The sequence below is a fragment of the Ectorhizobium quercum genome, assembly GCF_026552795.1.
Lineage (GTDB): Bacteria > Pseudomonadota > Alphaproteobacteria > Rhizobiales > Rhizobiaceae > Ectorhizobium > Ectorhizobium quercum.
In genome coordinates this window covers 229,787-253,455 of record NZ_JANFPI010000005.1, presented here as the reverse complement: position 1 = coordinate 253,455, position 23,669 = coordinate 229,787, and the positions used below count along the sequence as shown (strand labels likewise).

Sequence of the window (23,669 nt, the reverse complement as noted above, 5' to 3'; positions counted from 1 at the left end):
TTCAGGCGGCGCGTCTGGCATCGAGCGACCAGGCGCCGGCACCGAAGGCGGCGAGGATGAGAAAACCGCCGGCCAGTGCGAAGTTCTTGACGAGCATGATGCCGTTCAGCGTGTTGATCCAGCCGAGCGCGGGTGCCGGCCAGCCGTCGACGGCAACCGTGCCGGAATGGAAGGCAAGCGCGGTGAAGACCGAGAACGCGGCGAGCGCGACGGCGGCGATCTTGGTCTGGAAGCCGACCAGAATGGCAAGCCCGGTGACGGTTTCGAACAGGCCGGCCAGATAGGCGAGCAGGGTCGCGGCCGGCAGGCCGGCGCCCTCGATCATGCCCGCGGTGCCGCTCGGGTCGATGAGCTTCGGCACGCCTGCGGTAATGAAAAGATAGGCGAGGAGGATGCGTCCGGCGAGGACGAGGGCGTTCTGGGCAGTGGTCATCAGTATCTCTCCGTTTGAGCGCGTTCGGGAAGGCCGCTCTGTCGGGATGAGATATGCACCTTTTTGGTTGTTCTTAAAAGACGAACGAATAAAGACATATCGTTCACTGTTATTGACATAATCACGACGGCGCCTTTTCCGCTACCAGCCGGCGCGGCCGATCCCGGAGCCCCATCGAAAAAGCGTCGGGTGAAATCGGCCATTTGCGACTCTGGTTGTTTCCCCGGATCCAGGGACGAAAGGCCCGCAACGCGTGGGCCGGTTTCACCCGCCGGCAATACCCGATGCCTCGCAAGATGGTCCGTTTATGGAGGTCTTCGTAAGCCTGGCCCCAAGATAACGCGGCGATCTCCCCGGAACTTTTCCTCATCCTATGGGTTGTCTATACACGTTAACGTTGAGGGAAAGCCAATGACTCAAATATCCATTCACGACGATCTCCGTTCCACATCCTGGGGGGCCATCTTTGCCGGGACGGCTACGGTCATCGCCGTTTTCTTCACACTGTCGCTTCTGGCAACATCTCTGGGGCTGGGGATGGTGGATGCGCAGTCTGGCAGTCCCCTTGAAGGTGTCGGAACGACGTTTGGAATATCTGCCGCGATAACGTTGCTTCTTAGCCTCGTTGCCGGTGGATTCGTCGCAGGCAGGTTGGCCGGGACCAGCGGTTTCACACATGGCTTTCTAACCTGGGCCGTAAGCCTGATCCTCGCCGTCCTGTTCGGTATGGTGACAATCTCGGGCGCGGCGCGGACATCGGTCAGTGCGCTCGGGTCGGTCGCTTCGGGTGCGGGGGCAGTGGCCGGTGCGACAGGCAATGCGGCAGGCTCGGCCGTCAGTTCGATTGCCGGTGCCGTCGATGAAGACCTCATCGGTAACTTCGACATCAGCCAGACCCGAAACGATCTTCGGACCACGCTGCGCAATACCCAGATTGATGCGCTTCAGCCCGAGCGCCTCGAGCCGGTCATCGCCGCCGCACGCGACGACGTCGCGGCCGCGGCCCGGGAGATTGCATTTAATCCCGGCGACTTTTCCCGGATTGCCCAGGAGCTTGGAGAGCGGCTGAAAGAACGTGCCGATAGCGTCGCAGGCGATATCGACCGCAACGAGATCGTAACCGCGCTCACCAACACGGGAATGACGCAGCCGGAAGCCGAGCAGGCTGCGGACCGGGCCATTGCGACATATAGCAACGCCCGCGACGCGATAACGGAACGGATCAATAACGCGAATGAACTGATTGAAAAGGGACGCCAGCGGCTCGCCGCTCTTGAAGAGGAAGCGCGCCGTCAGGCCGATGCGGCGGCATCTGCCGCGTCCGCTGCCGCGCTTTGGGCATTTGTTGCCGCTCTGGTCGGCGCATTGGCAGCCTCGCTCGCAGGACTCGGAGGAGCCCGGTCCCGCGATCGCTACCATTTCGAATAGTCGTTCGCACAATTCGAACGGGACGGGCCGGGTTCGTTTCGGCCAAGTGCATGGGGCGCGGTAAAACCGCGCCCCATGCACTGCCTCAGTTCCGGTTCAGGAAGGTCTGCAACGCCCATAAAAGAATGGCGGGTTGGTCGTCCTGGGCGGAATGATCGGCGAACGGCAGGTTGAGGAAGACGGTGTTCGGGACGCGCTCGACCAGTTCGAGCGCATTTTCGCGCGACACCAGCCGGTCCTCGTCGCCCCTGACGGCCAGCAGCGGGCAGGCGATGGCGCGCACCGTCTCGCCGGGATAGCCGTCGGGTCCGTCATCCAGCCAGAGCGCGGTAATGGTGCGGGTCAGGCGTTCGAAATCGGGTTCCGGGTTCAGCCGCAGGTAAGCCTCGCAGCTCTCCGGGAACATGGCCTGCCAGCTTTCCGCGGTCACATCCGCATAAAGTGCGCGTGCCGGGTCGTCGGCGCCGAGCGCCCAGTGCGCGCCGATCGTGACGACCCTGCGCGGCGTCACGTCTCCATTCGCGGCCAGCCGCAGCGCGGTGATGCCGCCGTCGCTGAAGCCGACGATGCCGGCCGTTTCAACGCCGAGATGGCGGATGACGACCACGGCGTCCTTTTCGAGGCGGGCATAGGTGAGGGGCTCCCGTCCCAGCGTCGATTTCCCCTGGCCGCGGCTGTCGATGCCGATGAGGCGATACGTGTCGGCAAGCCCGGGCAGGATGGGATTGAAATCCTCGATGCTGCCGAGCCCGCCATGCAGCAGAACCAGCGGCTCTCCCGCCTCGTTGCCCCGGACTTCGTAATAGATCCGCGCGTCGCCGATATCGAGATACCGGCCGCTTTCATGGCTGAATAAAGCTGTCATCGTCAAAATCCCCGCGATTCCCTTCCATCCGACCATGCCATTGTTGCAGGGATTCCGCGCGGAAAAGTGATGGCGGCAAAGAAAGCGGCAAAGAAAAAGGGCGACCCGAAGGCCGCCCTTTCGTATTTCCGGGACGAGGACGTCTTAGAAGTCCATGCCGCCCATGCCGCCGCCCGGCATGGCCGGAAGCGGAGCGTCCTTCTTCGGCAGTTCGGCGATCATGGCTTCCGTCGTGATCAGCAGCGAGGCCACCGAAGCGGCGTTCTGGAGCGCCGTGCGGACGACCTTGACCGGGTCGACGATGCCGAGCGTGATCAGGTCGCCGTATTCGCCGGTCTGGGCGTTGTAGCCGTAGTTGTCCTCGTTCTTTTCGAGGATCTTGCCGACCACGATGGAGGCTTCGTCACCGGCATTGTCGGCGATCTGGCGAACCAGCGACTGGAGCGCCTTGCGCACGATGTTGATGCCGGCTTCCTGATCGTCGTTCTCACCCTTGACGGTGATCTTGACGGAGGAGCGCAGCAGGGCGACGCCGCCACCGGGGACGATGCCTTCCTGAACGGCGGCGCGCGTTGCGTTCAGCGCGTCGTCGATGCGGTCCTTGCGTTCCTTGACTTCGACTTCCGTGGAGCCGCCGACGCGGATCACGGCAACGCCGCCAGCGAGCTTGGCCAGACGTTCCTGAAGCTTTTCACGGTCGTAGTCCGAGGTGGTTTCCTCGATCTGGGCCTTGATCTGGGCAACGCGGCCTTCGATGTCGGACTTGGCGCCGGCGCCGTCGACGATCGTGGTGGTTTCCTTGGAGATCGAGACCTTCTTGGCCTTGCCGAGCATGTCGAGCGTGACGTTTTCGAGCTTGATGCCGAGGTCTTCGGAGATGACCGTGCCGCCCGTCAGGATGGCGATGTCTTCCAGCATGGCCTTGCGGCGGTCGCCGAAGCCCGGAGCCTTGACGGCAGCGATCTTGAGGCCGCCGCGCAGCTTGTTGACGACGAGCGTGGCAAGCGCTTCGCCTTCGACGTCTTCAGCGATGATGAGGAGCGGCTTGCCGGTCTGGACGACGGCTTCGAGAACCGGCAGGAGCGCCTGGAGGTTCGAAAGCTTCTTCTCGTGCAGGAGGATGAAGGCGTCTTCGAGGTCCGCAATCATCTTCTCGGCGTTGGTCACGAAGTAGGGCGACAGGTAGCCGCGGTCGAACTGCATGCCTTCGACGACTTCGAGTTCGGTTTCGGCGGTCTTGGCTTCTTCAACCGTGATGACGCCTTCGTTGCCGACCTTCTGCATGGCTTCGGCGATGTCGAGGCCGATCTGCTTTTCGCCGTTGGCGGAGATCGTGCCGACCTGGGCGACTTCTTCCGACGTGTTGATCTTCTTGGCCTTGGCCTGGAGATCCTTGACGACTTCGGTGACGGCGAGGTCGATGCCGCGCTTCAGGTCCATCGGGTTCATGCCGGCTGCGACGGCCTTGGCGCCTTCGCGGACGATGGCCTGGGCCAGAACCGTGGCGGTCGTGGTGCCGTCGCCGGCGATGTCGTTGGTCTTGGAAGCGACTTCACGGACGAGCTGCGCGCCCATGTTCTCGAACTTGTCTTCCAGTTCGATTTCCTTGGCGACCGAAACGCCGTCCTTGGTGATGCGCGGAGCGCCGAAGGACTTGTCGATCACGACGTTGCGACCCTTCGGGCCGAGCGTCACCTTCACGGCGTCTGCGAGGATATCGACGCCGCGCAGCATCTTTTCGCGAGCGCTGCGGCCGAATTTGACTTCTTTAGCTGCCATTTTAAAAACTCCCGGGCTTTTCGCCCTCAGTCGATCATGGAATGGTTGGAAACTTGATCTTCAGCGAAGCCGGCAATCAGCCGATGATGCCGAGAATGTCGGATTCCTTCATGATCAGAAGGTCTTCGCCGTTCACCTTGACTTCGGTGCCGGACCACTTGCCGAACAGCACGCGGTCGCCGGCCTTGACGTCGAGCGCAACGACCTTGCCGCTGTCATCACGGGCGCCGGTGCCGACGGCGACGACTTCGCCTTCCTGCGGCTTTTCCTTGGCGGTGTCCGGAATGATGATGCCGCCCTTGGTCTTTTCTTCGGACTCAACGCGACGAACGACGACGCGATCGTGAAGGGGGCGGAAGTTGGTGCTTGCCATTGTCTAATCCCTCGATCAAATGACACATGACGGCCTTGATGGCGCGTCGTGAATTTGCGTTAGCACTCTCTTTTTGTGAGTGCTAGCAGCGACGAGATAAGCAGGCCTCATCGAGGAGTCAAGGACGGGGCCTGCAAAAAATCCGCAAAATGGCGACGGCGTCTGGGGCGCCTTTGCGCAGCTCTCCGGCAGGGCCGTTTCGCCCGGGCGCTTTTTTGGCGGCGGGGCGGGGAAACTTCTTGCCACGCGCCGTTTCCTTTGCAATGTCACCCTGACGAAATGGAAGGGAACGAAGGATATGGCCGCTCTCATTGACGCTTTTCAGGATATCGTCGCGGATTATGACGTCATCCTCTGCGATGTCTGGGGCGTTCTGCACAACGGCGTCACGCCCTTCATGCCGGCCTCGCACGCGCTTGCGGCCGCCCGCAAGGCCGGCCGCACCGTGGTGCTCATCACCAATTCGCCGCGTCCGCGCCCCGGCGTCATCGCCCAGCTCGATGCGATCGGCGTTCCGGCCGCGGCCTACGACCGGATCGTCACCTCCGGCGACGTGACGCGCGATCTGATCGCTGCCGGGCCGAAAAGGATATTCCTGCTCGGTCCCGAGCGCGATCTGCCGCTGGTCGAGGGACTGGACGTCGATCTCGTGTCCGCCGGCGAGGCCGAATCGCTGGTCTGCACCGGCCTTTTCGACGACGAGACGGAAACGCCGGAAGACTATCGCGACATGCTGCTGGCCATGCGCGACCGCAATGTGCCGATGATCTGCGCCAATCCCGACCTGATCGTCGAGCGCGGCGACCGTCTCATCCCCTGCGCCGGCGCGCTGGCCGTCTATTACGAGCAGCTCGGCGGGACGACGCGCGTCGCCGGCAAGCCGCACCGGCCGATCTACGACGCCGCGCTTGCGGCGGCCCGCGAACTGCGCGGCGATGTCGATCCGGCCCGCATCCTCGCCATCGGCGACGGCCTGCCCACCGATGTGCGCGGCGCGCTCGATTACGGCCTCGATCTCCTTTATATCGGCGGCGGCATCCATGCGGCGGAATACACCGTCAACGGCGTGATGGACGACGCGCTGGTCAACGACTGGCTGAAGCGCGAAAACGCCGCGCCGAAATACTGGATGCCGAAACTGGCCTGAGACCGATCCGATGACCGTCTTCCATCGCAACGAGAAAAAGCACCCTCTGGCGGACAATCTGCGCGGCGGCGTCATTGCCGTCGGCAATTTCGACGGCGTGCATCGCGGCCACATGAGCGTGCTCGGCAGGGCGCTGGAACTGTCCGCCGCCCACCGCCGGCCGGCGCTGGTGCTGACCTTCGAGCCGCATCCGCGCACGGTCTTCAATCCCGACAGGCCGGTCTTCCGGCTGACCCCGGCGCATGTGAAGGCGCGTCTTCTCGAGGCGGCCGGCTTCCACTCGGTGGTGGAATATCCCTTCGACCGCGAATTCGCCTCCCGCTCGGCGGAGGATTTCGTTTCGTCCGTGCTGGTCGACTGGCTGGGGGCGGCGGAAGTCGTCACCGGCTTCGACTTCCATTTCGGCAAGGGCCGCGAAGGCGGCCCGGCCTTCCTGATGGAAGCCGGAAAACGCTACGGTTTCGGCGTGACGCTGGTCGACGCCTTCCGCGACGAGGGGGCCGAGGTCGTCTCGTCGAGCCGCATCCGCGCCTGCCTTTCGGAAGGCCGGGTGGAGGAGGCCGCCGGCCTGCTCGGCTATCGTTATACGGTCGAGGCGGAGGTCATCGGCGGCCAGAAGCTCGGCCGCACGCTGGGCTTTCCCACCGCCAACATGGCGCTTCCGCCGGAAACGGTGCTGAAACCCGGTATCTATGCGGTGCGCCTGCGCCGTGCCAACGGCGATCTGCACGATGGCGTGGCAAGCTTCGGCCATCGCCCGACGGTGACGGAAAACGGCGCTGCGCTGCTGGAAACCTTCGTTTTCGATTTTTCCGGCGATCTTTACGGCGAAACCTGTTCCGTCTCGTTTTTCGGGCATCTGCGCGACGAACTGAAATTCGACGGTCTGGAGCCGCTGGTGGCGCAGATGAACCGGGATTGCGAGGAAGCGCGCGCCCTGCTGGCGGGCGTCAGGCCGCTCGGCCGGCTGGACGCGCTGATCGCATTTTAACCAAACCGGATTTTTTCTGTGCTTTATTCGAAATTGACTTTGGCGCGGGCCAGGGCGTTCAATCTTTGTTGGCGCTTTTCTGATTGTTTGCCTCGCATCCGCAATATTGCAGGTGCGAGAGCTTGATGCTGGAACTGAAGACTGTCTTTCTCTATTCTGCGGCGATCAATTATTGTACCGTCGCAGCCGTCACGATCGGCTGGTTCCGCAGCGAGGGCCGCAGCGACATGAGGTTCTGGCTGCTGGCAGCCTGGCTCATGGTCGTCGGCAACGCCATCATGGCGCTCAGCAACACCCTGTCCTATCACGCCGCCGGCTATATCGGCGGTTTCGTCCACATGGCCTCGATGGGCTGCCTTCTGCTCGGCTTCAAGGCCTTCTTCGGCCTTCCCTATCACTGGTCGGAGGCGATCGCAGTTCCGTTGGCGACCAGCGGCGCCATCGTCCTGTCCATGTTCGTCACCGGCGGTGCGGCCGACGGCGTATGGCTGATCTATTTCGGTTCCGGCGCCAACCTGCTGATGACGTCGCTCGTCGTCTGGCGCGGCAAGCAGGGCGAAGTGCTGCCCTCGCGTATGCTGGCCATCGTCATCACGGCGATCTACGCGCTCGGCAACCTCTGCATTGCGCCCTTCGCCTATTTCTTCCCGCTCGGCTTCGTCGATGGCGTTCCGCAGGCCACGTGGCTGGAGGTCTGCGCGATCCCGCTGGTCATCTGCAATGTCGCGACCTACGTGGTCGTGCTCGTCCTCAAGCTGGAAAGGGCGACCGAGCGCCAGCGATACCTCGCGACCCGCGATATGCTGACCGGCGTCCTGAACCGCCGCGCCTTCTACGAGGCGGTGGCCGGTCTGGCCGATCGCGACGGCTCGATGGCCGTGATCGACCTCGATCATTTCAAGGCGATCAACGATGCGCACGGCCATCGGGGCGGCGACGATGCGCTGCGGGCCTTCGCCCGCTGCACGCAGGCCACGCTGCCGGAGACGGCGGTGTTCGGCAGAACCGGGGGCGAGGAGTTCGCGATCTGCCTGCCCGACTTCGATCCGGCCGCGACGCAGGGCCTGCTCGAGCGTCTGCGGAAAAATGTCGAGCGGATGGAGGTTGTCTCGCCGCGGGGCGGCGGCCTCATCCCCGTCACGATCTCCTGCGGCCACAGCGCCTTCAGGGCGGGCAACTGGGTCATGGACCAGACTATCGCCGAGGCCGACAGCGCGCTCTACCAGGCCAAGAACGGCGGCCGCAACCGCGTCGAGGGCTACGCGCCGGCGGCCTGGCTGCAACGCTGCATCGAGGACACGCTGGCGGCGCTCGGGGCGGCCACGCGGCGGTGAGAACCCGCCGGGCGCCGCGCAGCATTTCCTTGCCGCGCCCCCTTCCTTTTTGCGGCGAAAACACATAAACAACCGCAACCATGACCCGATACCGGTTGATGATCACGTCCCGAATTATGGGCCCGGCCTTCTGAGGCGACTTCCGCAAGGTCGTCCGAAGGTCCGGGATTTTCGCGCTGCCCGAGGCTGCGCATCGAGATTTTCACGCATTCCGTATTCCGGGCGGCTGGATGGCCAGCGCCCTATCCGATTGGCAAGACCATGACCGACGCCCCTGAAAAGAAAGACTATTCCTCCACCCTTTACCTGCCGCAGACGGATTTTCCGATGCGCGCCGGCCTGCCGCAGAAGGAGCCGCAGACGGTGGCCCGCTGGCAGGAGATCGACCTTTACAGAAAGCTGCGCGAGAACGCGCAGGGCCGCGTCAAGTTCGTGCTGCATGACGGCCCGCCCTATGCCAACGGCCACATCCATATCGGCCACGCGCTGAACAAGATCCTCAAGGACGTCATCACCCGCTCGTTCCAGATGCGCGGCCGCGACGCCAACTACGTCCCGGGCTGGGACTGCCACGGCCTGCCGATCGAATGGAAGATCGAGGAAAAATACCGCGAGAAGGGCAAGAACAAGGACGAGGTTCCGGTCAACGAATTCCGTCAGGAATGCCGCGACTTCGCCGCCCACTGGATCGGCGTGCAGGCGCAAGAGTTCAAGCGGCTCGGCATCGAGGGCGATTTCGACAATCCCTACACGACGATGGCCTTCCACGCGGAAGCGCGCATCGCCGGCGAACTGCTGAAGATCGCCAGCTCCGGCCAGCTCTATCGCGGCTCCAAGCCGGTCATGTGGTCCGTCGTCGAGCGCACGGCGCTGGCCGAGGCCGAGGTGGAATATCATGACGTCGAGAGCGACACGATCTGGGTGAAGTTCCCGGTCACGCAAGGCCCGGACGATCTCAAGGGCAACTATGTCGTCATCTGGACAACCACGCCCTGGACCATCCCCGGCAACCGCGCCATCGCCTTTTCGTCGCGCTATCCCTACGGCCTCTACGAGGTCGAGAGCGCCGTCAACGATTTCGGCCCGCAGCCGGGCGAGAAGCTGATCTTCGCCACCCGCCTTGCCGACGAATGCGCCGCCAAGGCCAAGGTGACGCTGAAATTCCTCCGTGATGTCGATCCGGCGGAACTGTCCTCGCTCGTCACCGCCCATCCGCTCGCCACCCTCGGCTACGATTTCCCCGTGCCGTTGCTCGATGGCGACCATGTGACCGACGATGCCGGCACGGGCTTCGTCCACACCGCGCCGGGCCACGGCCGCGAGGACTTCGATGCGTGGATGGATGCCGCGCCGAAGCTGCGCGCCGCCGGCATCGACACGAAGATCCCCTTCACCGTCGACGATGCCGGCTTCTACACCAAGGATGCGCCCGGCTTCGACGGCGCGCGTGTCATGGACGACAACGGCAAGAAGGGCGATGCCAACGAGCGGGTGATCAAGGCGCTGATCGCCGAGAACCACCTGTTCGCCCGCGGCCGCCTCAAGCACAGCTATCCGCATAGCTGGCGCTCGAAGAAGCCGGTCATCTTCCGCAACACGCCGCAATGGTTCGTCTACATGGACAAGGAGCTTGGCGACGGCACGACGCTGCGCTCGCGCGCTCTGAAAGCCATCGACGAAACGCGCTTCGTGCCCGCCGCCGGCCAGAACCGCCTGCGCACCATGATCGAGACGCGGCCCGACTGGGTTCTCTCGCGCCAGCGCGCCTGGGGCGTTCCGATCGCCGTCTTCGTCGACGACAACGGCGAAATCCTCGTGGACGAGGCCGTCAACGCCCGCATCCTCGACGCCTTCGAGGCCGAGGGGGCCGATGCCTGGTTCGCCGATGGCGCACGCGAGCGCTTCCTTGGAAGCCGCGCCAACGAAGACTGGAAGCAGGTTCGCGACATTCTCGACGTGTGGTTCGATTCGGGCTCCACGCATTCCTTCACGCTGGAGGACCGCCCGGACCTCAAGTGGCCGGCCGACGTCTATCTCGAAGGGTCCGACCAGCATCGCGGCTGGTTCCATTCCTCCCTGCTCGAAAGCGCGGCCACGCGCGGCCGCGCGCCCTACGATGCCGTCATCACGCACGGTTTCACGATGGACGAGAAGGGCGAGAAGATGTCGAAGTCCAAGGGCAACGTCGTGTCGCCCCAGGACGTGATGAAGGAATCGGGCGCCGACATCCTGCGCCTGTGGGTCATGACCACGGATTACTGGGAAGACCAGCGTCTGGGCAAGACGATCATCCAGACCAACATCGACGCCTATCGCAAGCTGCGCAACACGATCCGCTGGATGCTCGGCACGCTGGCGCACGACAGGGGCGAGGACATCGCCCATGCCGATCTGCCGGAACTCGAAAGGCTCATCCTGCATCGTCTGGCCGAACTGGACGTGCTGGTGCGCGAGGGCTACGACGCGTTCGACTTCAAGAGGATCGCCCGCGCGCTGATCGACTTCTCGAATGTCGAGCTGTCTGCCTTCTACTTCGATATCCGCAAGGATGCGCTTTATTGTGACGCGCCGTCGTCGCTGAAGCGGCGCTCGGCGCTGTTCGTCATCCGCAAGCTGTTCGAAAGCCTCGTCACCTGGCTTGCGCCGATGATCCCGTTCACCACGGAGGAAGCGTGGCTGTCGCGCCATCCGGATGCGGTTTCGGTCCACCTGGAGCAGTTCCCGGCCATTCCGTCCGAATGGCTGGACCCGGCGCTGGCCGAAAAGTGGGAAAAGATCCGCAAGGTCCGCTCGGTCGTCACCGGCGCGCTCGAGATCGAGCGCAAGGACAAGCGCATCGGCTCCTCGCTGGAGGCCGCGCCGGTCGTCCATGTCGCCGACAAGGCGCTTCTGGCCGCGCTGGAGGGTCAGGACTTCGCGGAAATCTGCATCACCTCGGCAATCGCCGTGACCGGCGACGAAGGCCCGGCGGACGCCTTCCGGCTTGCGGAGGTGACGGGCGTTTCCGTCGAGCCGAAGCTGGCGGAAGGCACTAAATGCGCCCGCTCGTGGAAGATCACCTCGGATGTCGGCTCCGATCCGGAGTTCCCGGATGTTTCCGCGCGCGACGCGGCGGCGCTGCGCGAACTGAAGGCGCTCGGCGTCGCGATCTGACCGGCTGTCTGGGCCGGATTGTGCCGGATGAATTGCACTTCGGTGCTTCATCCGGTACAACACCGCCTGAAATTGGCCGGAATTGCCGCGCAATGGAAAGACAAAAGGCTGTTCGGGCCGCATGACGGTCGGCGGAAGGGGTTTCATGAGCAAGACGCATATGTATCGGGTAAGCGCTTATGCGGCGGGCATCGCCTCTGCGTGCCTGGCGCTCGGCAGTTGCGCCAGCGGGCCGACCTACGGCACGGACAAGACCGCGACGGAGCAGCTTTTCTCGGATCTGGGTTCCGTCGTTGCGGTGAGCCGCAAGAGCGACGGGCCGGCGCCCAAATACACGCCGCGCCCCGGCCTCGTCACCCCGGCCCAGGGTTCTGCGCCGAATCTCGTCGCGCCGCAGACGGCCCTCAACGACCGGACCAACAATCCCGACTGGGTGGAATCGCCAGAGGAAACCCGCCGGCGTCTGGTGGCTGAGGCCGATGCCAATGCCGACAACCCGAACTACCGTTCGCCGTTGCTGGCCGGGCGCGGCCAGGCCGGCACGCTCACCGAGGAACAGCGCTGGCAGGCGTTCCGCAAGGCGAAGGCCGACGCCAGCCCTGCGGCCGGTCTCGAGCGCCGCCGCTACCTGAGCGATCCGCCCCCGACCTATCGCCAGCCCGCCGAGACGGCGAGCATCGACGATCTGGGCGTGCCCGAGACCCAGAAGGAAAAGCGCCGCCTGAAGGAAGCGCAGTCCGGCGAGAAAAGTACGAGCTGGTGGAACCCCTTCCGCTGAGTTCCCTTTCGCGGTCGGAAATGCTTTAGCGCCTGTTCCTGAAAAAATCGGTGAGGATCTGCGCCGCCGCCGTTTCGGCTATGCCGGAATAGACCTCCGGCGCGTGATGGCAGGTCGGTTGCGCATAGAAACGTCCGCCGTGATCGACCCCGCCGCCCTTCGGATCGGCGGCGCCGTAATAGAGACGGCGGATGCGGGCGAAGGAAATCGCCGCCGCGCACATCGCGCAGGGCTCCAGCGTCACATAGAGATCGGCGCCGGTCAGCCGCTCCTGTCCGAGTCGCGCCGATGCTGCGCGGATCGCCAGGATTTCGGCATGGGCGGTGATGTCGGCAAGCTCGCGGGTGCGGTTTCCGGCCCGCGCCACGATTTCGCCGTCGAGCGCGATCACGGCCCCCACCGGCACCTCGCCTCGGCGGGCGGCGGCTTCCGCCTCTTCAAGGGCGACGGCCATGTAGCGATTTTGAGCGGCCATGCGGCAATTCCTCTGATAAACCCTCTTAACCCCGGACGCCTCACCTGATAGAGCATGTTTCCAAAAAGTGCGATGCGGTTTCTGGCGTGGACGATCCTGTCCGGCCGGCCTTCGCCAGCTTCAGGCAAACGGTACATGAGCTTCAACGACAAATCTGGAAAACCCGGTGGAAAACGCCCCGGCGGCAACAAGGCGTTCAAGGGCGGCGGCAGGGCGTCCGGCGGCAAGTTCGCCGGGGGCGGCGCTGGCAGGGACGGCAAGGACCGCTTCGCGGACAAGCCCGCCCGTGACAAGGCCCCGGCCAGGGCTCAGGACAAGGCCCCGGCCAAGGCCATTGCCGCAAAGGCGGCGAAGCCGGTCCGCGAGAAGGCGGTAGAGGCCGCACCGGGCGAACCGGAGCGCATTTCCAAGCTGCTCGCCCGCGCCGGCGTCGCCTCGCGCCGCGACGTCGAGCGGATGATCATGGAAGGCCGCGTCAGCGTCAACGGCAAGGTGCTGGACACGCCGGTGGTCAACGCCACCTTCGACGACACGATCGAGGTGGACGGCAAGGCCATCCGCGGCCCCGAGCGTACCCGGCTGTGGCTCTATCACAAGCCCTCCGGTCTGGTGACGACCAATTCCGATCCCGAAGGCCGCCCGACCGTGTTCGAGAACCTGCCGCCGGAACTGCCGCGGGTGCTGTCCGTCGGCCGGCTCGACATCAATACGGAAGGCCTGCTGCTGCTGACCAATGACGGCGGTCTCGCCCGCACGCTGGAACTGCCGAAGAACGGCTGGCTTCGCCGCTATCGCGTGCGCGCCCACGGCAAGGTCGAGCAGGCCCAGCTCGACGCGCTGAAGGAAGGTGTGGCCGTCAACGGCGTGCTCTATGGCGGCATCGAGGCGACGCTCGACCGCGTGCAGGGCGGCAATGTCTGGATCACGATGGCCTTCCGCGAAGGCAAGAACCGCGAGGTCAAGAACGTGCTCGGCTCGTTCGGGCTCGAGGTGAACCGTCTCATCCGCCTGTCCTACGGTCCGTTCCAGCTCGGCGACCTGCCGGAAGGCGCGGTGGTCGAGGTGCGCGGCCGCACGCTGCGCGACCAGCTCGGCCCGCGCCTCATCGAGGAATCGGGCGCGAATTTCGATGCGCCGATCTTCACCGTTTCCATCGATGACGACGAGGATGGCGAGGCGCCGGCCGCGCCGGCCCGCCGCGCCGACAGGCCGGATGCCAAGGCCGGGCCGCGCAAGGAGGGCAGGCCCTTCGAAAAAGACCGCGGCGGCAAGGGGCGCGACGACAGGGGAGCCGACAGGCCCGCCCGCGGCTTCGACAAGCCGCGCCGCGATTTCGACGACGACGGCGAGCGCCCGAAGCGCGCGAAACCCGGTTCGAGCCGCACGGCCAACATCTGGATGGCGCCCGGCGCCCGCCCGGTCGGCCCGAAGCAGGCGGCTCGGCCCGGCAAGTCGCGCCCGGAAGCCGCACCCTATCGCCCGGTTTCCGACAAGCCGTCTGTCGCCTCGACCATCCGTCGCTCCGGCGAGGAGAATGAATGGATCAGTGCCAGCGAGGCTCCTGCCGGCCGCGGGCGCGATGACGACAGGCCGTCCGGCCGCAAGGATGCCGGCGGAAAGCGCGGCTTTGCGGGCAAGCCGGCCCGTCCGGCCGGCGAGGGCCGCCCGGAACGCGGTGAACGCGGCGAGAAGCCTTTCGCGGACAAGCCGCGCGGCGCGAAGTCCTTCGGCGGAAAACCGCGAGGAGACGGCGGCGGCAAGCCGTTTGGCGGAAAACCCCGCGGCGCCGGCGGCAGCAAGCCGTTCGCCGGCAAGGGCGGCAAGCCCGGCGGGCGAGGCAGGAAGGGGTAAGGCACAGTGCGGATCGTAGGTGGAGAATTCCGGGGGCGCACCCTGGCGACCCCGAAGTCCAGCGCCATCCGGCCGACCGTCGACCGGACGCGCGAAAGCCTGTTCAACATTCTCACCCACGCCTATCCGGAGGCCCTCGACGGCACGAGGATGATCGACGCTTTCGCCGGCACCGGCGCAGTGGGGCTGGAGGCGCTCTCGCGCGGCTGCCGCCATGCGCTGTTCGTGGAAAGCGGCGTCGAGGGCAGGGCGCTCCTGTGGGAGAATATCGATGCCTTCGGCCTGCACGGGCGCACCCGTATCCTGCGCCGCGACGCCACCCGCCTCGGCTCGCTGGGCAATCTGGAGCCGTTCCACCTGATGTTCGCCGATCCGCCCTATGGCAAGGGGCTGGGCGAGCAGGCGCTGCGCGCCGCCCATGAGGGCGGCTGGCTCGTGCCCGGCGCGCTCGCCATTCTCGAGGAGCGTGCCGATGTCGAGCCGCAGGTGTATAATGCCTTCCAGCGGCTCGAAACCCGCACCTTCGGCGATACGAAAATGCATTTCTACCGCTATCAGCCGGCATGACGTGAAAGTCCGGGCATGACGAACCAGAACCTGCCTGCTGTCGTTTCCTCCTCCACCCCGACTATCGCCGTGGCCTTCGGCGGCGGCGGCGCGCGCGGGCTGGCCCACATTCATGTCATCGAGGTGCTCGACGAACTGGGGCTGAAACCCGTCGCCGTGGCGGGCGCGTCGATCGGCGCGATCATGGGCGCAGGCCTCGCCGCCGGCATGTCGGGCCGCGAGATCCGCGACTATGCGGTGGAGACGCTCGGCAACAGCGGCCTGGTCTTCTCGAGGCTGTGGAGCATCCGGCCCGACAACATGCGCGATGCGCTGGGCGGTTTCCGGCTCGGCCAGTTCAATCTGGAACGGATTCTGAAAGCCTTCCTGCCGGAAGCGATCCCCGACGATTTCAAGGATCTCGTCCTGCCGCTGAAGATCGTCGCGACCGATTACTACGGCCAGTGCGGCACCCTGATCGAAACCGGCCCGCTGCGCCCGGCGATCGCCGCCTCGGCGGCGCTGCCGGCGCTGTTCATGCCCGTGCGCATCCACGGACGCGTGCTGATCGATGGCGGCATCTTCAACCCGATCCCCTACGAGCCGCTGATGGACGAGGCCGACATCGTCATCGGCGTCGACGTCGTCGGGGCGCCGGAGGGCGACGGCACCCATGTGCCGAACCGCATCGACAGCCTGTTCGGCGCCAGCCAGTTGATGATGCAGGCGAATGTGGCCCTGAAGCTCAGGATCGCGCCGCCGCACATCTTCCTGCGCCCGCCCGTCAATCGGTTCAAGGTGCTGGATTTCCTCAAGGTCGAGGAAGTGCTGGAAGCCACCGCCAGCGTTCGCGACGAACTGAAGCGCGAACTGGACCGGGTGATTGAGGCGCGCATCCGGGCGTGAGGCCGGCCTGTCACGTCAAAGTGTCGTGCCGTGCCGCACGATTGCCGGTTCCCCCGGCTTGATGACGCCGCCGTCCGGCAATAAATGAAAGAAAACGAAAGGCCGACGTGATGACCGATACGATCAATGCCGCAACCCTGACCGACCGTGCCGGCGCGCTCGTCGAGCTTGCCCTGAAAGCCGGTGCGGACAAGGCGGACGCCGTTATCGTGCGGTCCCGCTCGACCGGCGTCACCGTTCGCCTCGGCAAGGTCGAGGGCACGGAATCGTCGGAAAGCGACGATTTCTCGTTGCGCGTCTTCGTCGGCAACCGGGTAGCGAGCGTTTCCGCCAATCCCGGCTTCGACCTGAAGGCGCTGGCCGAACGGGCCGTCGCGATGGCCAGGGTTTCGCCGGAAGATCCGTTCGCGACGCTTGCCGACGCGGCGGCACTCGCCCGCGATATCGCCGATCTCGATCTTTTCGACCCGACGGTGGTTTCCGCCGAGGAACTGACGGCCGCGGCGCTGGAGGCGGAAGCGGCCGCCCTTGCCGTCCAGGGCGTGGCCAACAGCGGCGGCGCCTCGGCCGGCGCCGGCATGGGCGGTCTCGTCCTCGTCACCTCGCACGGCTTTTCCGGCAGCTACATGGCCACGCGCTTCAGCCGTTCCGTCAGCGCCATCGCCGGCGAGGGCACCGGCATGGAGCGCGATTACGATTTCGATTCCAGCCTCTATTTCGGCGCCCTTCGGGGTGCCGCCGATATCGGCACGGTTGCCGGCGAGCGCGCGGTAAGACGCCTGAACCCGCAGCGTCCCGATACCGCCTCGGACGTCACGGTCGTCTTCGATCCGCGCGTGGCGCGCGGCTTCGTCGGCCATATCGCCGGGGCGATCAACGGCGCGGCGGTGGCCCGCAAGACCTCGTTCCTGCGCGACAGGATGGGCCAGCAGGTGCTGAAGAGCGGTCTTTCCATCACCGACGATCCGCAGATCCGGCGGGGTTCCTCCTCGCGCCCCTTCGACGGCGAGGGCGTGAAGGGCGAGAAGCTGACGATGATCGAGGACGGTGTGCTGAAGCACTGGTTCCTGTCGACCTCCACGGCCCGCGAGCTTGGCCTGACCACCAACGGGCGCGGCGTGCGCGGCGGCAATCAGGTCTCGCCCGGCTCCACCAACCTGGCGCTGGAGCCCGGCACGGTCTCGCCGCAGGACCTGATCCGTTCGGTCGGCAACGGCATCTATGTGACCGAACTGATCGGGCATGGCGTCGACATGATCACCGGCGAATACAGCCGCGGCGCCTCGGGCTTCCTGATCGAGAACGGCGAACTGACCGTTCCGGTTTCCGAAATCACCATCGCCTCGAACCTCAAGGACATGTTCATGCGGGTGACGCCGGCCGACGATATCGACCGGTCCTTCGGCGTCGCCTCGCCGACGCTTGCCATCGAGGGCATGACGCTGGCGGGCCGCTGACGATGGCCGGGATGCGCCAGACGCCGGCGGAACCGTGGGCGGACGACCTTGAATTGCTGCGCGCGGCGGCACGCGAGGCAGGCCGCGCCGTCATGGGCTTTTTCCGCAACGACCCGCACGTCTCCTGGAAGAACGGCGGGCGCTCGCCCGTGACCGAGGCCGATTTCGCCGCCAACCGCATTCTCGCCGACCGGCTGCGGCCGGCGCGGCCGGATTACGGCTGGCTTTCCGAGGAAAGCGACGACGACGCCTCGAGGCTCTCGCACGAAACGCTGTTCGTCATCGATCCGATCGACGGAACGCGGGCCTTCATCGCCGGCGAGCCGACCTGGGTCGTCAGCGCTGCCGTCGTCCATCGCGGGCGGCCGGTCGCGGGCGTTCTCTATGCGCCGGTCATGGAGGAGGAGTTCACGGCGGTGGCCGGCGGGCCGGCCCTCAGGAACGGCGCTGCCATTTCGGTCAATGCGGTGCGGCCGGACGGGCCGCTCCGGCTGGCCTGCGGCAAGGACATGCTCGGCCTTTTCGAAAGCGGCTTCGCCGCGCGGATCGAGCGTGCCCCGCACGTGCCTTCGCTCGCCTACCGGCTGGCGATGGTGGCCGACGGGCGGCTGGACGCGACGCTCGTCAGGCCGGACGCCCAGGACTGGGATCTGGCGGCGGCGGAACTTGTGCTCGAGGCCGCCGGCGGCGCGCTTTGCGATTGCAACGGCGAGGCCATCGCCTACAATCGGCCCGACGTTTCCCACGGATTCCTCTGCGCCGCGGCAGCGCCATTGATCGGCCCTCTGCTGCGGCATTTTTCCTGGCCTCGCGAAGGTTGACGTTTGGCCCGGAATCCAGCAGATGAAAGAATGAAATCAGCCAATGGAAGAGACTGAGAGATGACGCAAGGCGATAACAAGAAGCAACTGCTCCATCTGGTGTTCGGCGGCGAGCTGGAACATCTCGAAGAGGTCGAGTTCAAGGATCTCACCGCTCTCGACATCGTCGGAATCTTCCCGGATTACGCCAGCGCCCTGACCGCCTGGAAGGCCAAGGCGCAGCAGACGGTCGACAACGCGCACATGCGCTACTTCATCGTTCACATGCACAAGTTGCTGACGCCGGAAAAGAACTGACGTCACACGTCTGCGCAGCTTGCGCGCCGCTTCAATTTCGACGTATTCCGGGGGCATCAACATATGCTTTCCCGCGCACAGTTCAGATGGAGAGGAAAGGGATATTTCGGTGATGGCAGCGGCGCCTTTCCCGGTCGGCCGGACGGCATTGGAGCAGGCGGATCGCATCCGCCCCGGGAGAGGCCTGTGATGAACGGTCTGGCTCGTGTCGCGCTGATGACCTACCGGGGACTCGGTGTCTGCGCCTATCCCGTCGTCTCGCCCTATCTTCTCTGGCGCGCCGCCAAGGGCAAGGAAGACCGCAGGCGCAAGTCCGAGCGGTTCGGCTATGCCGGCGTTGCCCGTCCGCAGGGGCCGCTGATCTGGATTCACGCCGCGAGCGTGGGCGAAATGCTGTCGGTCATCGCTCTGGTTCGCGAACTGCGTCGTCTCGATATCGCCGTGCTTCTGACGACCGGCACGATCACCTCCGCCCGGATCGCCGCCGAGCGCCTCGGAGGCGATGTGATCCATCAATATGCGCCCCTCGACCTCAAGCCGGCGGTTTCCCGTTTTCTCGATTACTGGCACCCGGATGTGGCGCTGACGGCGGAATCGGAGATCTGGCCGGCGACGATGGCCGAACTGGAAGCCCGCCATATCGCCCAGGTGCGCGTCAATGCCCGCCTGTCGGACCGCTCCTTCGCCCGCTGGAGCCGCCATCAGCCGATGGCCGAATTGCTCTTCTCGAAGCTCTCGCTGGTGGTGGCCCAGTCCGATCTGGACGGCGAGCGCTATCGCGATCTCGGGGCGTGGCCGGTCGTCGTATCCGGAAACCTGAAGGGCGACAGCGATCCCCTGCCGGTCGACGAGGGGGAACTGCAAAAGTACCGCCGCCAGATTGGCCAGCGCAAGACCTGGGCCGCGACCTCGACCTTCGAGGGCGAGGAGAAGGCGGCCGCTATGGTGCATCGCGCGCTGAAGGCCCATAACGACCAGCTCACCATCATCGTGCCGCGTCACCCGGAAAGGGCAGACGCCATCGAGGCCATGTTGGTGGAGAAGGAACTGAAGGTGGCGCGCCGCAGCCGCGGCGACGTCATCACCGCCGAAACGGATGTCTTCCTCGGCGATACGATCGGCGAAATGGGGCTCTACCTGCGCCTGACCGATCTCGTCTTCGTCGGCCGTTCGCTGATGACGGAGACCGGCGGGCAGAACCCGATGGAGCCGGCAGCCCTCGGCTGCGCGATCCTGTCCGGTCCGCATGTCGAGAATTTCCGCGAGGCCTATCAGAAGCTGGTGCGCAATGGCGGCGCGCGCATCGTCAAGGATGTCGAGGTTCTGGCCAAGGCGGTGCATTACCTCCTGACCAACGACATGGCCCGCCTGCGCATGATCGATGCCAGCCAGGCGACGGTGCAGGACATGCGCGGCGCGCTGTCGGCCACGCTTCGCGCGCTCGAACCCTATATCAATCCGCTGGCGATGAAGGCGCGGCTGGAGCCGAGGGCCGCGGCCCAGTGACGGGCTTTGCGGCGGCTTTTGCCGTGGGCGGGGCAGGCGCGAGGCACCGGCGATGATGGCCGGAACCCCGTCCTTCTGGTGGAAGCCTCCCGGCTGGCAGGCGCTGGCCCTCTGGCCACTGTCGCTCCTCTACGGTTTCGTGTCCGGACGCCGGATGCGCCGCGCCGCGGGCTTCGCGGCCTCCGTCCCGGTGCTGTGCGTCGGCAATTTCACGCTCGGCGGCGCAGGCAAGACGCCCACGGCGCTGGCGCTCGCCGAGGCGGCCAGGGCAAGAGGGCTGGTTCCCGGCTTTCTGTCGCGCGGCTATGGCGGTTCGCTGGGCGGTGGCGTTCTGGTCGATCCCGCCCGCCACACGGCGGCCCTGGTGGGGGACGAGCCGCTCCTTCTGGCGCGCAGTGCCGTCACCGCGGTGTCGCGCAAGCGTGTGGACGGTGCGCGGCTGCTCGCCGGGCAGGGCGTCGATCTCATCATCATGGACGACGGTTTCCAGAGCGCCCGCATCGCCATCGATTTCGCGCTGATCGTCGCCGATGCCCGGCGTGGCGTCGGCAACGGCCTCGGCTTTCCGGCCGGGCCGCTGCGCGCACCGCTTTCCATTCAGGCGGCGGCGGCCTCCGCGCTGCTTGCGGTCGGCGAGGGGGAGGCATGCGCGTCCCTCGCCTCGGATTTCTTGGCATGCGGCAAGCCGGTTTTTTCGGCCGCGCTCGAACCGGAGCCGGCCGAAGACCTGCGCGGCGCGCGCGTGCTTGCCTTCGCCGGCATAGCCGACCCCGCGAAGTTCCAGCGCACGCTGGAAGGCCTCGGGGCGGAGGTCGCGGAACGGCGCGATTTCGCCGATCACGCGCCATTGTCGGACGTGGAGATCGGCGCCCTGCTGCGCGATGCCGCGTCGCGGGGGCTGAAGCTCGTGACCACGGCCAAGGATGCCGCCCGGCTGGCGGGCCGCGACGGGCTGGCGGCGGAGCTTCTGGCCGCTACCCGCGTCGTTAAGGTGAAAATGGCCTTCGCGGACCCGCAGGCGCCGCAAAAGATCGTCGCGGCGGCGATGGACGCCGGAAAGGCGCGTCTTCGCGCGCCATGAAAAAAGCGGAAGTGTTTCGGCGCGGGAAGAGTCAGTTCTGGACGGGAAGCGCTCCGGCGCGTTTTTCGGCCTCGAAGGAGGCCTTGGCGTCGGCATAGGCTTCCTGCCGGGCCACGCTCCAGTAGCGCAGCTCGTCCAGCGGAATGTGTTTGCCGGTGATCGCGCAGACCACGTAGTTGCCATGCGTGACGATCTGGAAATCGCCGTCCAGATACTTCACCCTGGCTTCCCTCGGGCCTCCCACGTCGATCCGGTTCATGCGCTGTCTCCTGCGTTTACCCCTTTGCAATAACGCCGCCAGAAGCCGATTGCCAGCCATTTTTGTCCCCGCCATGCTCTCGTCGCCTCATGCGCGCCCGAACAGCCGCTCGATATCGGCGAGCTTCAGCTCGATGTAGGTGGGGCGTCCGTGATTGCACTGGCCGGAACCGGGCGTGGCTTCCATCTGGCGCAGGAGCGCGTTCATTTCCTCAGGCCGCAGCCGGCGCCCGGAGCGCACCGAGCCGTGGCAGGCCATCGTCGCGGCGACGTAATCCAGCTTTCCGCCGAGCGTCGCCGCTGCGTCCCATTCCGCGATCTCGTCGGCGAGCTGGCGCACCAGCCCCGTCGCATCCGTCTCGCCCAGCATGGCGGGCGTCTCGCGAACGGCGATGGCGCCCGGCCCGAAGCGCTCGATGGCGAGGCCCATGCGGTCGAACTCTTCGGCATGGTCCATCAGCCGGTCGCAATCCTCTTCCGGCAGGTCGACGATTTCGGGAATGAGAAGCGCCTGCGATGGCACGCGCCGGTCGGCGAGCCCCTTGCGCAGGGCCTCGAAGACGAGCCGTTCGTGGGCGGCGTGCTGGTCGACGATCACCAGCCCGTCCGCCGTCTGGGCGACGATGTAGTTTTCATGGACCTGGGCGCGGGCCGCCCCCAGCGGAAAGGCCTGCGCCTCCTCCGTCTTCGCGGCCGGTGCGGGAGCCGGTGCCTCGCCGGGTTCCATCCGGGCCGAAGGCTCCGAAAGCCCGTCGAAGCTGTTCTGGCGCAGGGGCGCCGCAGTGACGAAGTCCAGAGGGCGGGACGGCGAGGCGGCCGGCGCCCAGCGCTGCGCCGGGGCGGTGTGGCGCGGCGAGAAACCCGGCCGGAACGAGGAGAGCATGTGGCTGGCGCCGCGCGTCGAGGCGCGGTCGCCCTCGCGCTGGAGCGCCTCGCGGATCGCGCCGATGATCAGGCCGCGGATCAGGCCGGGATCGCGGAAGCGCACGTCCGACTTGGCCGGATGGACGTTAACGTCCACCAGGGCCGGATCGAGCGCCAGCGACAGCACGGCGACCGGATAGCGCCCCTGCGGGATGGTCTCGGCATAGGCCGCCCGCAGCGCCGACATGATGAGCTTGTCGGCCACCGGCCGGCCGTTGACGAAAGCGTATTGATGGGCGGAATTGCCCCGGTTGAAGGTCGGCAGCCCGGCGTGGCCGGTCAGGCTCACGCCCTCGCGTTCGGCGTCGATCTCGATGGCGTTGTCGCGGAAATCCTCGCCGAGAACCTGCGCGATCCGGGCCAGCCTGTCGGCGCCGGTGGCCGGAAATTCCAGTGTCTGCCGGTCGGTGCCGGACAGTACGAAGCGGATGGCGGGAAAGGCGATGGCCATGCGCTTGACGATTTCGGTGATCGCCCCCGCTTCGGCCCGTTCGGTCTTCAGGAATTTCAGCCGCGCCGGCGTGGCGTAGAAAAGGTCGCGCACCTCGACCACCGTGCCCGGATTGGCCGGGGCGGGGCGAACGTCCGAGACCGAACCGCCGGCGACGGTGACGGACGCGCCGGTCGCCGCGCCCGGCGGACGGCTGGTGATGGTCAGCTTGGCCACAGAGCCGATGGAGGGCAGGGCCTCGCCGCGAAAGCCGAGCGTGCGGATGTCGTCGAGGTGGGTGGCGATCTTCGAGGTGCAATGCCGCTGCACGGCCAGCGCCAGGTCGCGTTCGTCCATGCCCGCGCCGTTGTCGGTCACGCGCAGCAACGCCTTGCCGCCGCCGGCGGTGGCGATCTCGATTCGCGAGGCACCGGCGTCGATGGCGTTCTCGATCAGCTCCTTCGCGGCGCTCGCGGGGCGTTCGATGACCTCGCCGGCGGCGATCTGGTTGATGAGCGTTTCGGGAAGGAGATGGATGTTCATGGAACCATTTTCCCGGATTCGCGCGGCCATGAAAAGGCGGGCGCTCTTTTTTGACGGGGAAATGTGCAAGTCGCGCTTTATTAATGTCAATTTAAGACAAATTTTCTACGGTCGGCCGGTCTGAAATGACACGGGAATTCGGTTTTCGATCCGATGTGCGATGACGGCAGGCCGGTCCGTCACCTCCAGGCACGATCCTGTTCAGCATCTTTCCCCGGCATGATCGCGGCAATTGCGCCCTGACCCGTCCGCCACGGCCGGCGTCCGGGCCGACCCTCCGTTTGAGGGACGAG

General features: G+C 65.9%; 21 protein-coding genes. 14 read left to right on the top strand and 7 right to left on the bottom strand.

Annotated features, from left to right (window positions below; all coding sequences use genetic code 11):
- Position 1: 1 nt before the first annotated feature.
- Positions 2-433 (bottom strand): DoxX family protein, encoded by a 432-nt coding sequence (locus NOF55_RS16290; RefSeq protein WP_306410034.1) that lies wholly within the window; start codon positions 431-433, stop codon positions 2-4.
- A gap of 411 nt (positions 434-844) precedes the next feature.
- Here NOF55_RS16290 and NOF55_RS16285 point away from each other — a divergent pair, with 411 nt between their 5' ends.
- Positions 845-1,861 carry a TIGR04086 family membrane protein gene (locus tag NOF55_RS16285; protein WP_306410035.1) on the top strand — a complete coding sequence of 339 codons (1,017 nt, stop codon included), beginning with the start codon at positions 845-847 and terminating at the stop codon, positions 1,859-1,861.
- Between the two features lie 85 nt (positions 1,862-1,946).
- Here NOF55_RS16285 and NOF55_RS16280 read toward each other — a convergent pair whose 3' ends face one another.
- The 3 genes from NOF55_RS16280 to groES all read right to left on the bottom strand — a co-directional run bounded on the left by NOF55_RS16280 (position 1,947) and on the right by groES (position 4,878).
- Positions 1,947-2,726, bottom strand: coding sequence for an alpha/beta fold hydrolase (locus NOF55_RS16280; protein ID WP_306410036.1), 780 nt, complete (start codon positions 2,724-2,726; stop codon positions 1,947-1,949).
- A gap of 144 nt (positions 2,727-2,870) precedes the next feature.
- The gene (groL, locus tag NOF55_RS16275; RefSeq protein WP_306410037.1) at positions 2,871-4,505 is read right to left on the bottom strand and encodes a chaperonin GroEL; all 1,635 of its coding nucleotides are present in this window, start codon (positions 4,503-4,505) and stop codon (positions 2,871-2,873) included.
- Positions 4,506-4,581: 76 nt separating this feature from the next.
- A complete protein-coding gene (gene groES / locus NOF55_RS16270; protein ID WP_306410038.1) occupies positions 4,582-4,878 on the bottom strand; it encodes a co-chaperone GroES in 297 nt (98 codons plus the stop codon).
- Between the two features lie 298 nt (positions 4,879-5,176).
- Here groES and NOF55_RS16265 point away from each other — a divergent pair, with 298 nt between their 5' ends.
- From NOF55_RS16265 to NOF55_RS16245, 5 genes are all read left to right on the top strand, one after another.
- A complete protein-coding gene (locus tag NOF55_RS16265) occupies positions 5,177-6,025 on the top strand; it encodes a TIGR01459 family HAD-type hydrolase (protein ID WP_306410039.1) in 849 nt (282 codons plus the stop codon).
- 10 nt (positions 6,026-6,035) lie between these two features.
- Positions 6,036-7,016 carry a bifunctional riboflavin kinase/FAD synthetase gene (locus tag NOF55_RS16260; protein ID WP_306410040.1) on the top strand — a complete coding sequence of 327 codons (981 nt, stop codon included), beginning with the start codon at positions 6,036-6,038 and terminating at the stop codon, positions 7,014-7,016.
- A gap of 125 nt (positions 7,017-7,141) precedes the next feature.
- Positions 7,142-8,350, top strand: a complete 1,209-nt coding sequence (locus NOF55_RS16255; protein ID WP_306410041.1) for a GGDEF domain-containing protein — start codon at positions 7,142-7,144, stop codon at positions 8,348-8,350.
- Positions 8,351-8,611: 261 nt separating this feature from the next.
- Positions 8,612-11,503: an isoleucine--tRNA ligase gene (gene ileS, locus NOF55_RS16250; protein WP_306410042.1), complete on the top strand. Its 2,892-nt coding sequence runs from the start codon at positions 8,612-8,614 to the stop codon at positions 11,501-11,503.
- A 145-nt stretch (positions 11,504-11,648) separates the two neighbouring features.
- Positions 11,649-12,281 carry a hypothetical protein gene (locus NOF55_RS16245; protein ID WP_306410043.1) on the top strand — a complete coding sequence of 211 codons (633 nt, stop codon included), beginning with the start codon at positions 11,649-11,651 and terminating at the stop codon, positions 12,279-12,281.
- A 25-nt stretch (positions 12,282-12,306) separates the two neighbouring features.
- Here NOF55_RS16245 and NOF55_RS16240 read toward each other — a convergent pair whose 3' ends face one another.
- Entirely contained in the window at positions 12,307-12,756 is a 450-nt protein-coding gene (locus tag NOF55_RS16240) for a nucleoside deaminase (RefSeq protein WP_306410044.1), read from the bottom strand.
- Between the two features lie 135 nt (positions 12,757-12,891).
- Here NOF55_RS16240 and NOF55_RS16235 point away from each other — a divergent pair, with 135 nt between their 5' ends.
- The 8 genes from NOF55_RS16235 (at position 12,892) to lpxK (ending at position 21,221) form a co-directional block, all read left to right on the top strand.
- Positions 12,892-14,607: a pseudouridine synthase gene (locus NOF55_RS16235; RefSeq protein ID WP_306410045.1), complete on the top strand. Its 1,716-nt coding sequence runs from the start codon at positions 12,892-12,894 to the stop codon at positions 14,605-14,607.
- A 6-nt stretch (positions 14,608-14,613) separates the two neighbouring features.
- On the top strand, positions 14,614-15,174 hold the full coding sequence (gene rsmD / locus NOF55_RS16230; protein ID WP_306410047.1) for a 16S rRNA (guanine(966)-N(2))-methyltransferase RsmD: 561 nt from the start codon (positions 14,614-14,616) through the stop codon (positions 15,172-15,174).
- 15 nt (positions 15,175-15,189) lie between these two features.
- A complete protein-coding gene (locus tag NOF55_RS16225) occupies positions 15,190-16,059 on the top strand; it encodes a patatin-like phospholipase family protein (RefSeq protein ID WP_306410048.1) in 870 nt (289 codons plus the stop codon).
- A gap of 110 nt (positions 16,060-16,169) precedes the next feature.
- Positions 16,170-17,516, top strand: coding sequence for a TldD/PmbA family protein (locus tag NOF55_RS16220; protein ID WP_306410049.1), 1,347 nt, complete (start codon positions 16,170-16,172; stop codon positions 17,514-17,516).
- An 11-nt stretch (positions 17,517-17,527) separates the two neighbouring features.
- Entirely contained in the window at positions 17,528-18,337 is an 810-nt protein-coding gene (locus tag NOF55_RS16215; RefSeq protein ID WP_306410050.1) for a 3'(2'),5'-bisphosphate nucleotidase CysQ, read from the top strand.
- Positions 18,338-18,397: 60 nt separating this feature from the next.
- Positions 18,398-18,634, top strand: coding sequence for a DUF4170 domain-containing protein (locus NOF55_RS16210; RefSeq protein ID WP_306410051.1), 237 nt, complete (start codon positions 18,398-18,400; stop codon positions 18,632-18,634).
- Positions 18,635-18,820: 186 nt separating this feature from the next.
- Positions 18,821-20,140 carry a lipid IV(A) 3-deoxy-D-manno-octulosonic acid transferase gene (waaA, locus tag NOF55_RS16205; RefSeq protein WP_306410052.1) on the top strand — a complete coding sequence of 440 codons (1,320 nt, stop codon included), beginning with the start codon at positions 18,821-18,823 and terminating at the stop codon, positions 20,138-20,140.
- Positions 20,141-20,192: 52 nt separating this feature from the next.
- Positions 20,193-21,221 carry a tetraacyldisaccharide 4'-kinase gene (lpxK, locus tag NOF55_RS16200; RefSeq protein ID WP_306410053.1) on the top strand — a complete coding sequence of 343 codons (1,029 nt, stop codon included), beginning with the start codon at positions 20,193-20,195 and terminating at the stop codon, positions 21,219-21,221.
- A 31-nt stretch (positions 21,222-21,252) separates the two neighbouring features.
- Here lpxK and NOF55_RS16195 read toward each other — a convergent pair whose 3' ends face one another.
- Positions 21,253-21,480 carry a DUF2093 domain-containing protein gene (locus tag NOF55_RS16195; protein WP_306410054.1) on the bottom strand — a complete coding sequence of 76 codons (228 nt, stop codon included), beginning with the start codon at positions 21,478-21,480 and terminating at the stop codon, positions 21,253-21,255.
- A gap of 87 nt (positions 21,481-21,567) precedes the next feature.
- The gene (mutL, locus tag NOF55_RS16190; protein ID WP_306410055.1) at positions 21,568-23,376 is read right to left on the bottom strand and encodes a DNA mismatch repair endonuclease MutL; all 1,809 of its coding nucleotides are present in this window, start codon (positions 23,374-23,376) and stop codon (positions 21,568-21,570) included.
- Between the last annotated feature and the right edge of the window lie 293 nt (positions 23,377-23,669).

Excerpts from the sequence above, each read along its gene's own strand:
- NOF55_RS16285 (WP_306410035.1), top strand. The coding sequence starts at position 845 with ATGACTCAAATATCCATTCACGACGATCTCCGTTCCACATCCTGGGGG.
- NOF55_RS16210 (WP_306410051.1), top strand. The coding sequence starts at position 18,398 with ATGACGCAAGGCGATAACAAGAAGCAACTGCTCCATCTGGTGTTCGGC.
- mutL (WP_306410055.1), bottom strand. The coding sequence starts at position 23,376 with ATGAACATCCATCTCCTTCCCGAAACGCTCATCAACCAGATCGCCGCC.
- NOF55_RS16290 (WP_306410034.1), bottom strand. The coding sequence starts at position 433 with ATGACCACTGCCCAGAACGCCCTCGTCCTCGCCGGACGCATCCTCCTC.
- NOF55_RS16225 (WP_306410048.1), top strand. The coding sequence starts at position 15,190 with ATGACGAACCAGAACCTGCCTGCTGTCGTTTCCTCCTCCACCCCGACT.
- lpxK (WP_306410053.1), top strand. The coding sequence starts at position 20,193 with ATGATGGCCGGAACCCCGTCCTTCTGGTGGAAGCCTCCCGGCTGGCAG.
- groL (WP_306410037.1), bottom strand. The coding sequence starts at position 4,505 with ATGGCAGCTAAAGAAGTCAAATTCGGCCGCAGCGCTCGCGAAAAGATG.
- NOF55_RS16280 (WP_306410036.1), bottom strand. The coding sequence starts at position 2,726 with ATGACAGCTTTATTCAGCCATGAAAGCGGCCGGTATCTCGATATCGGC.
- NOF55_RS16215 (WP_306410050.1), top strand. The coding sequence starts at position 17,528 with ATGCGCCAGACGCCGGCGGAACCGTGGGCGGACGACCTTGAATTGCTG.
- NOF55_RS16260 (WP_306410040.1), top strand. The coding sequence starts at position 6,036 with ATGACCGTCTTCCATCGCAACGAGAAAAAGCACCCTCTGGCGGACAAT.
- ileS (WP_306410042.1), top strand. The coding sequence starts at position 8,612 with ATGACCGACGCCCCTGAAAAGAAAGACTATTCCTCCACCCTTTACCTG.
- NOF55_RS16245 (WP_306410043.1), top strand. The coding sequence starts at position 11,649 with ATGAGCAAGACGCATATGTATCGGGTAAGCGCTTATGCGGCGGGCATC.
- NOF55_RS16195 (WP_306410054.1), bottom strand. The coding sequence starts at position 21,480 with ATGAACCGGATCGACGTGGGAGGCCCGAGGGAAGCCAGGGTGAAGTAT.
- NOF55_RS16255 (WP_306410041.1), top strand. The coding sequence starts at position 7,142 with ATGCTGGAACTGAAGACTGTCTTTCTCTATTCTGCGGCGATCAATTAT.
- groES (WP_306410038.1), bottom strand. The coding sequence starts at position 4,878 with ATGGCAAGCACCAACTTCCGCCCCCTTCACGATCGCGTCGTCGTTCGT.
- NOF55_RS16220 (WP_306410049.1), top strand. The coding sequence starts at position 16,170 with ATGACCGATACGATCAATGCCGCAACCCTGACCGACCGTGCCGGCGCG.
- NOF55_RS16265 (WP_306410039.1), top strand. The coding sequence starts at position 5,177 with ATGGCCGCTCTCATTGACGCTTTTCAGGATATCGTCGCGGATTATGAC.
- NOF55_RS16235 (WP_306410045.1), top strand. The coding sequence starts at position 12,892 with ATGAGCTTCAACGACAAATCTGGAAAACCCGGTGGAAAACGCCCCGGC.
- NOF55_RS16240 (WP_306410044.1), bottom strand. The coding sequence starts at position 12,756 with ATGGCCGCTCAAAATCGCTACATGGCCGTCGCCCTTGAAGAGGCGGAA.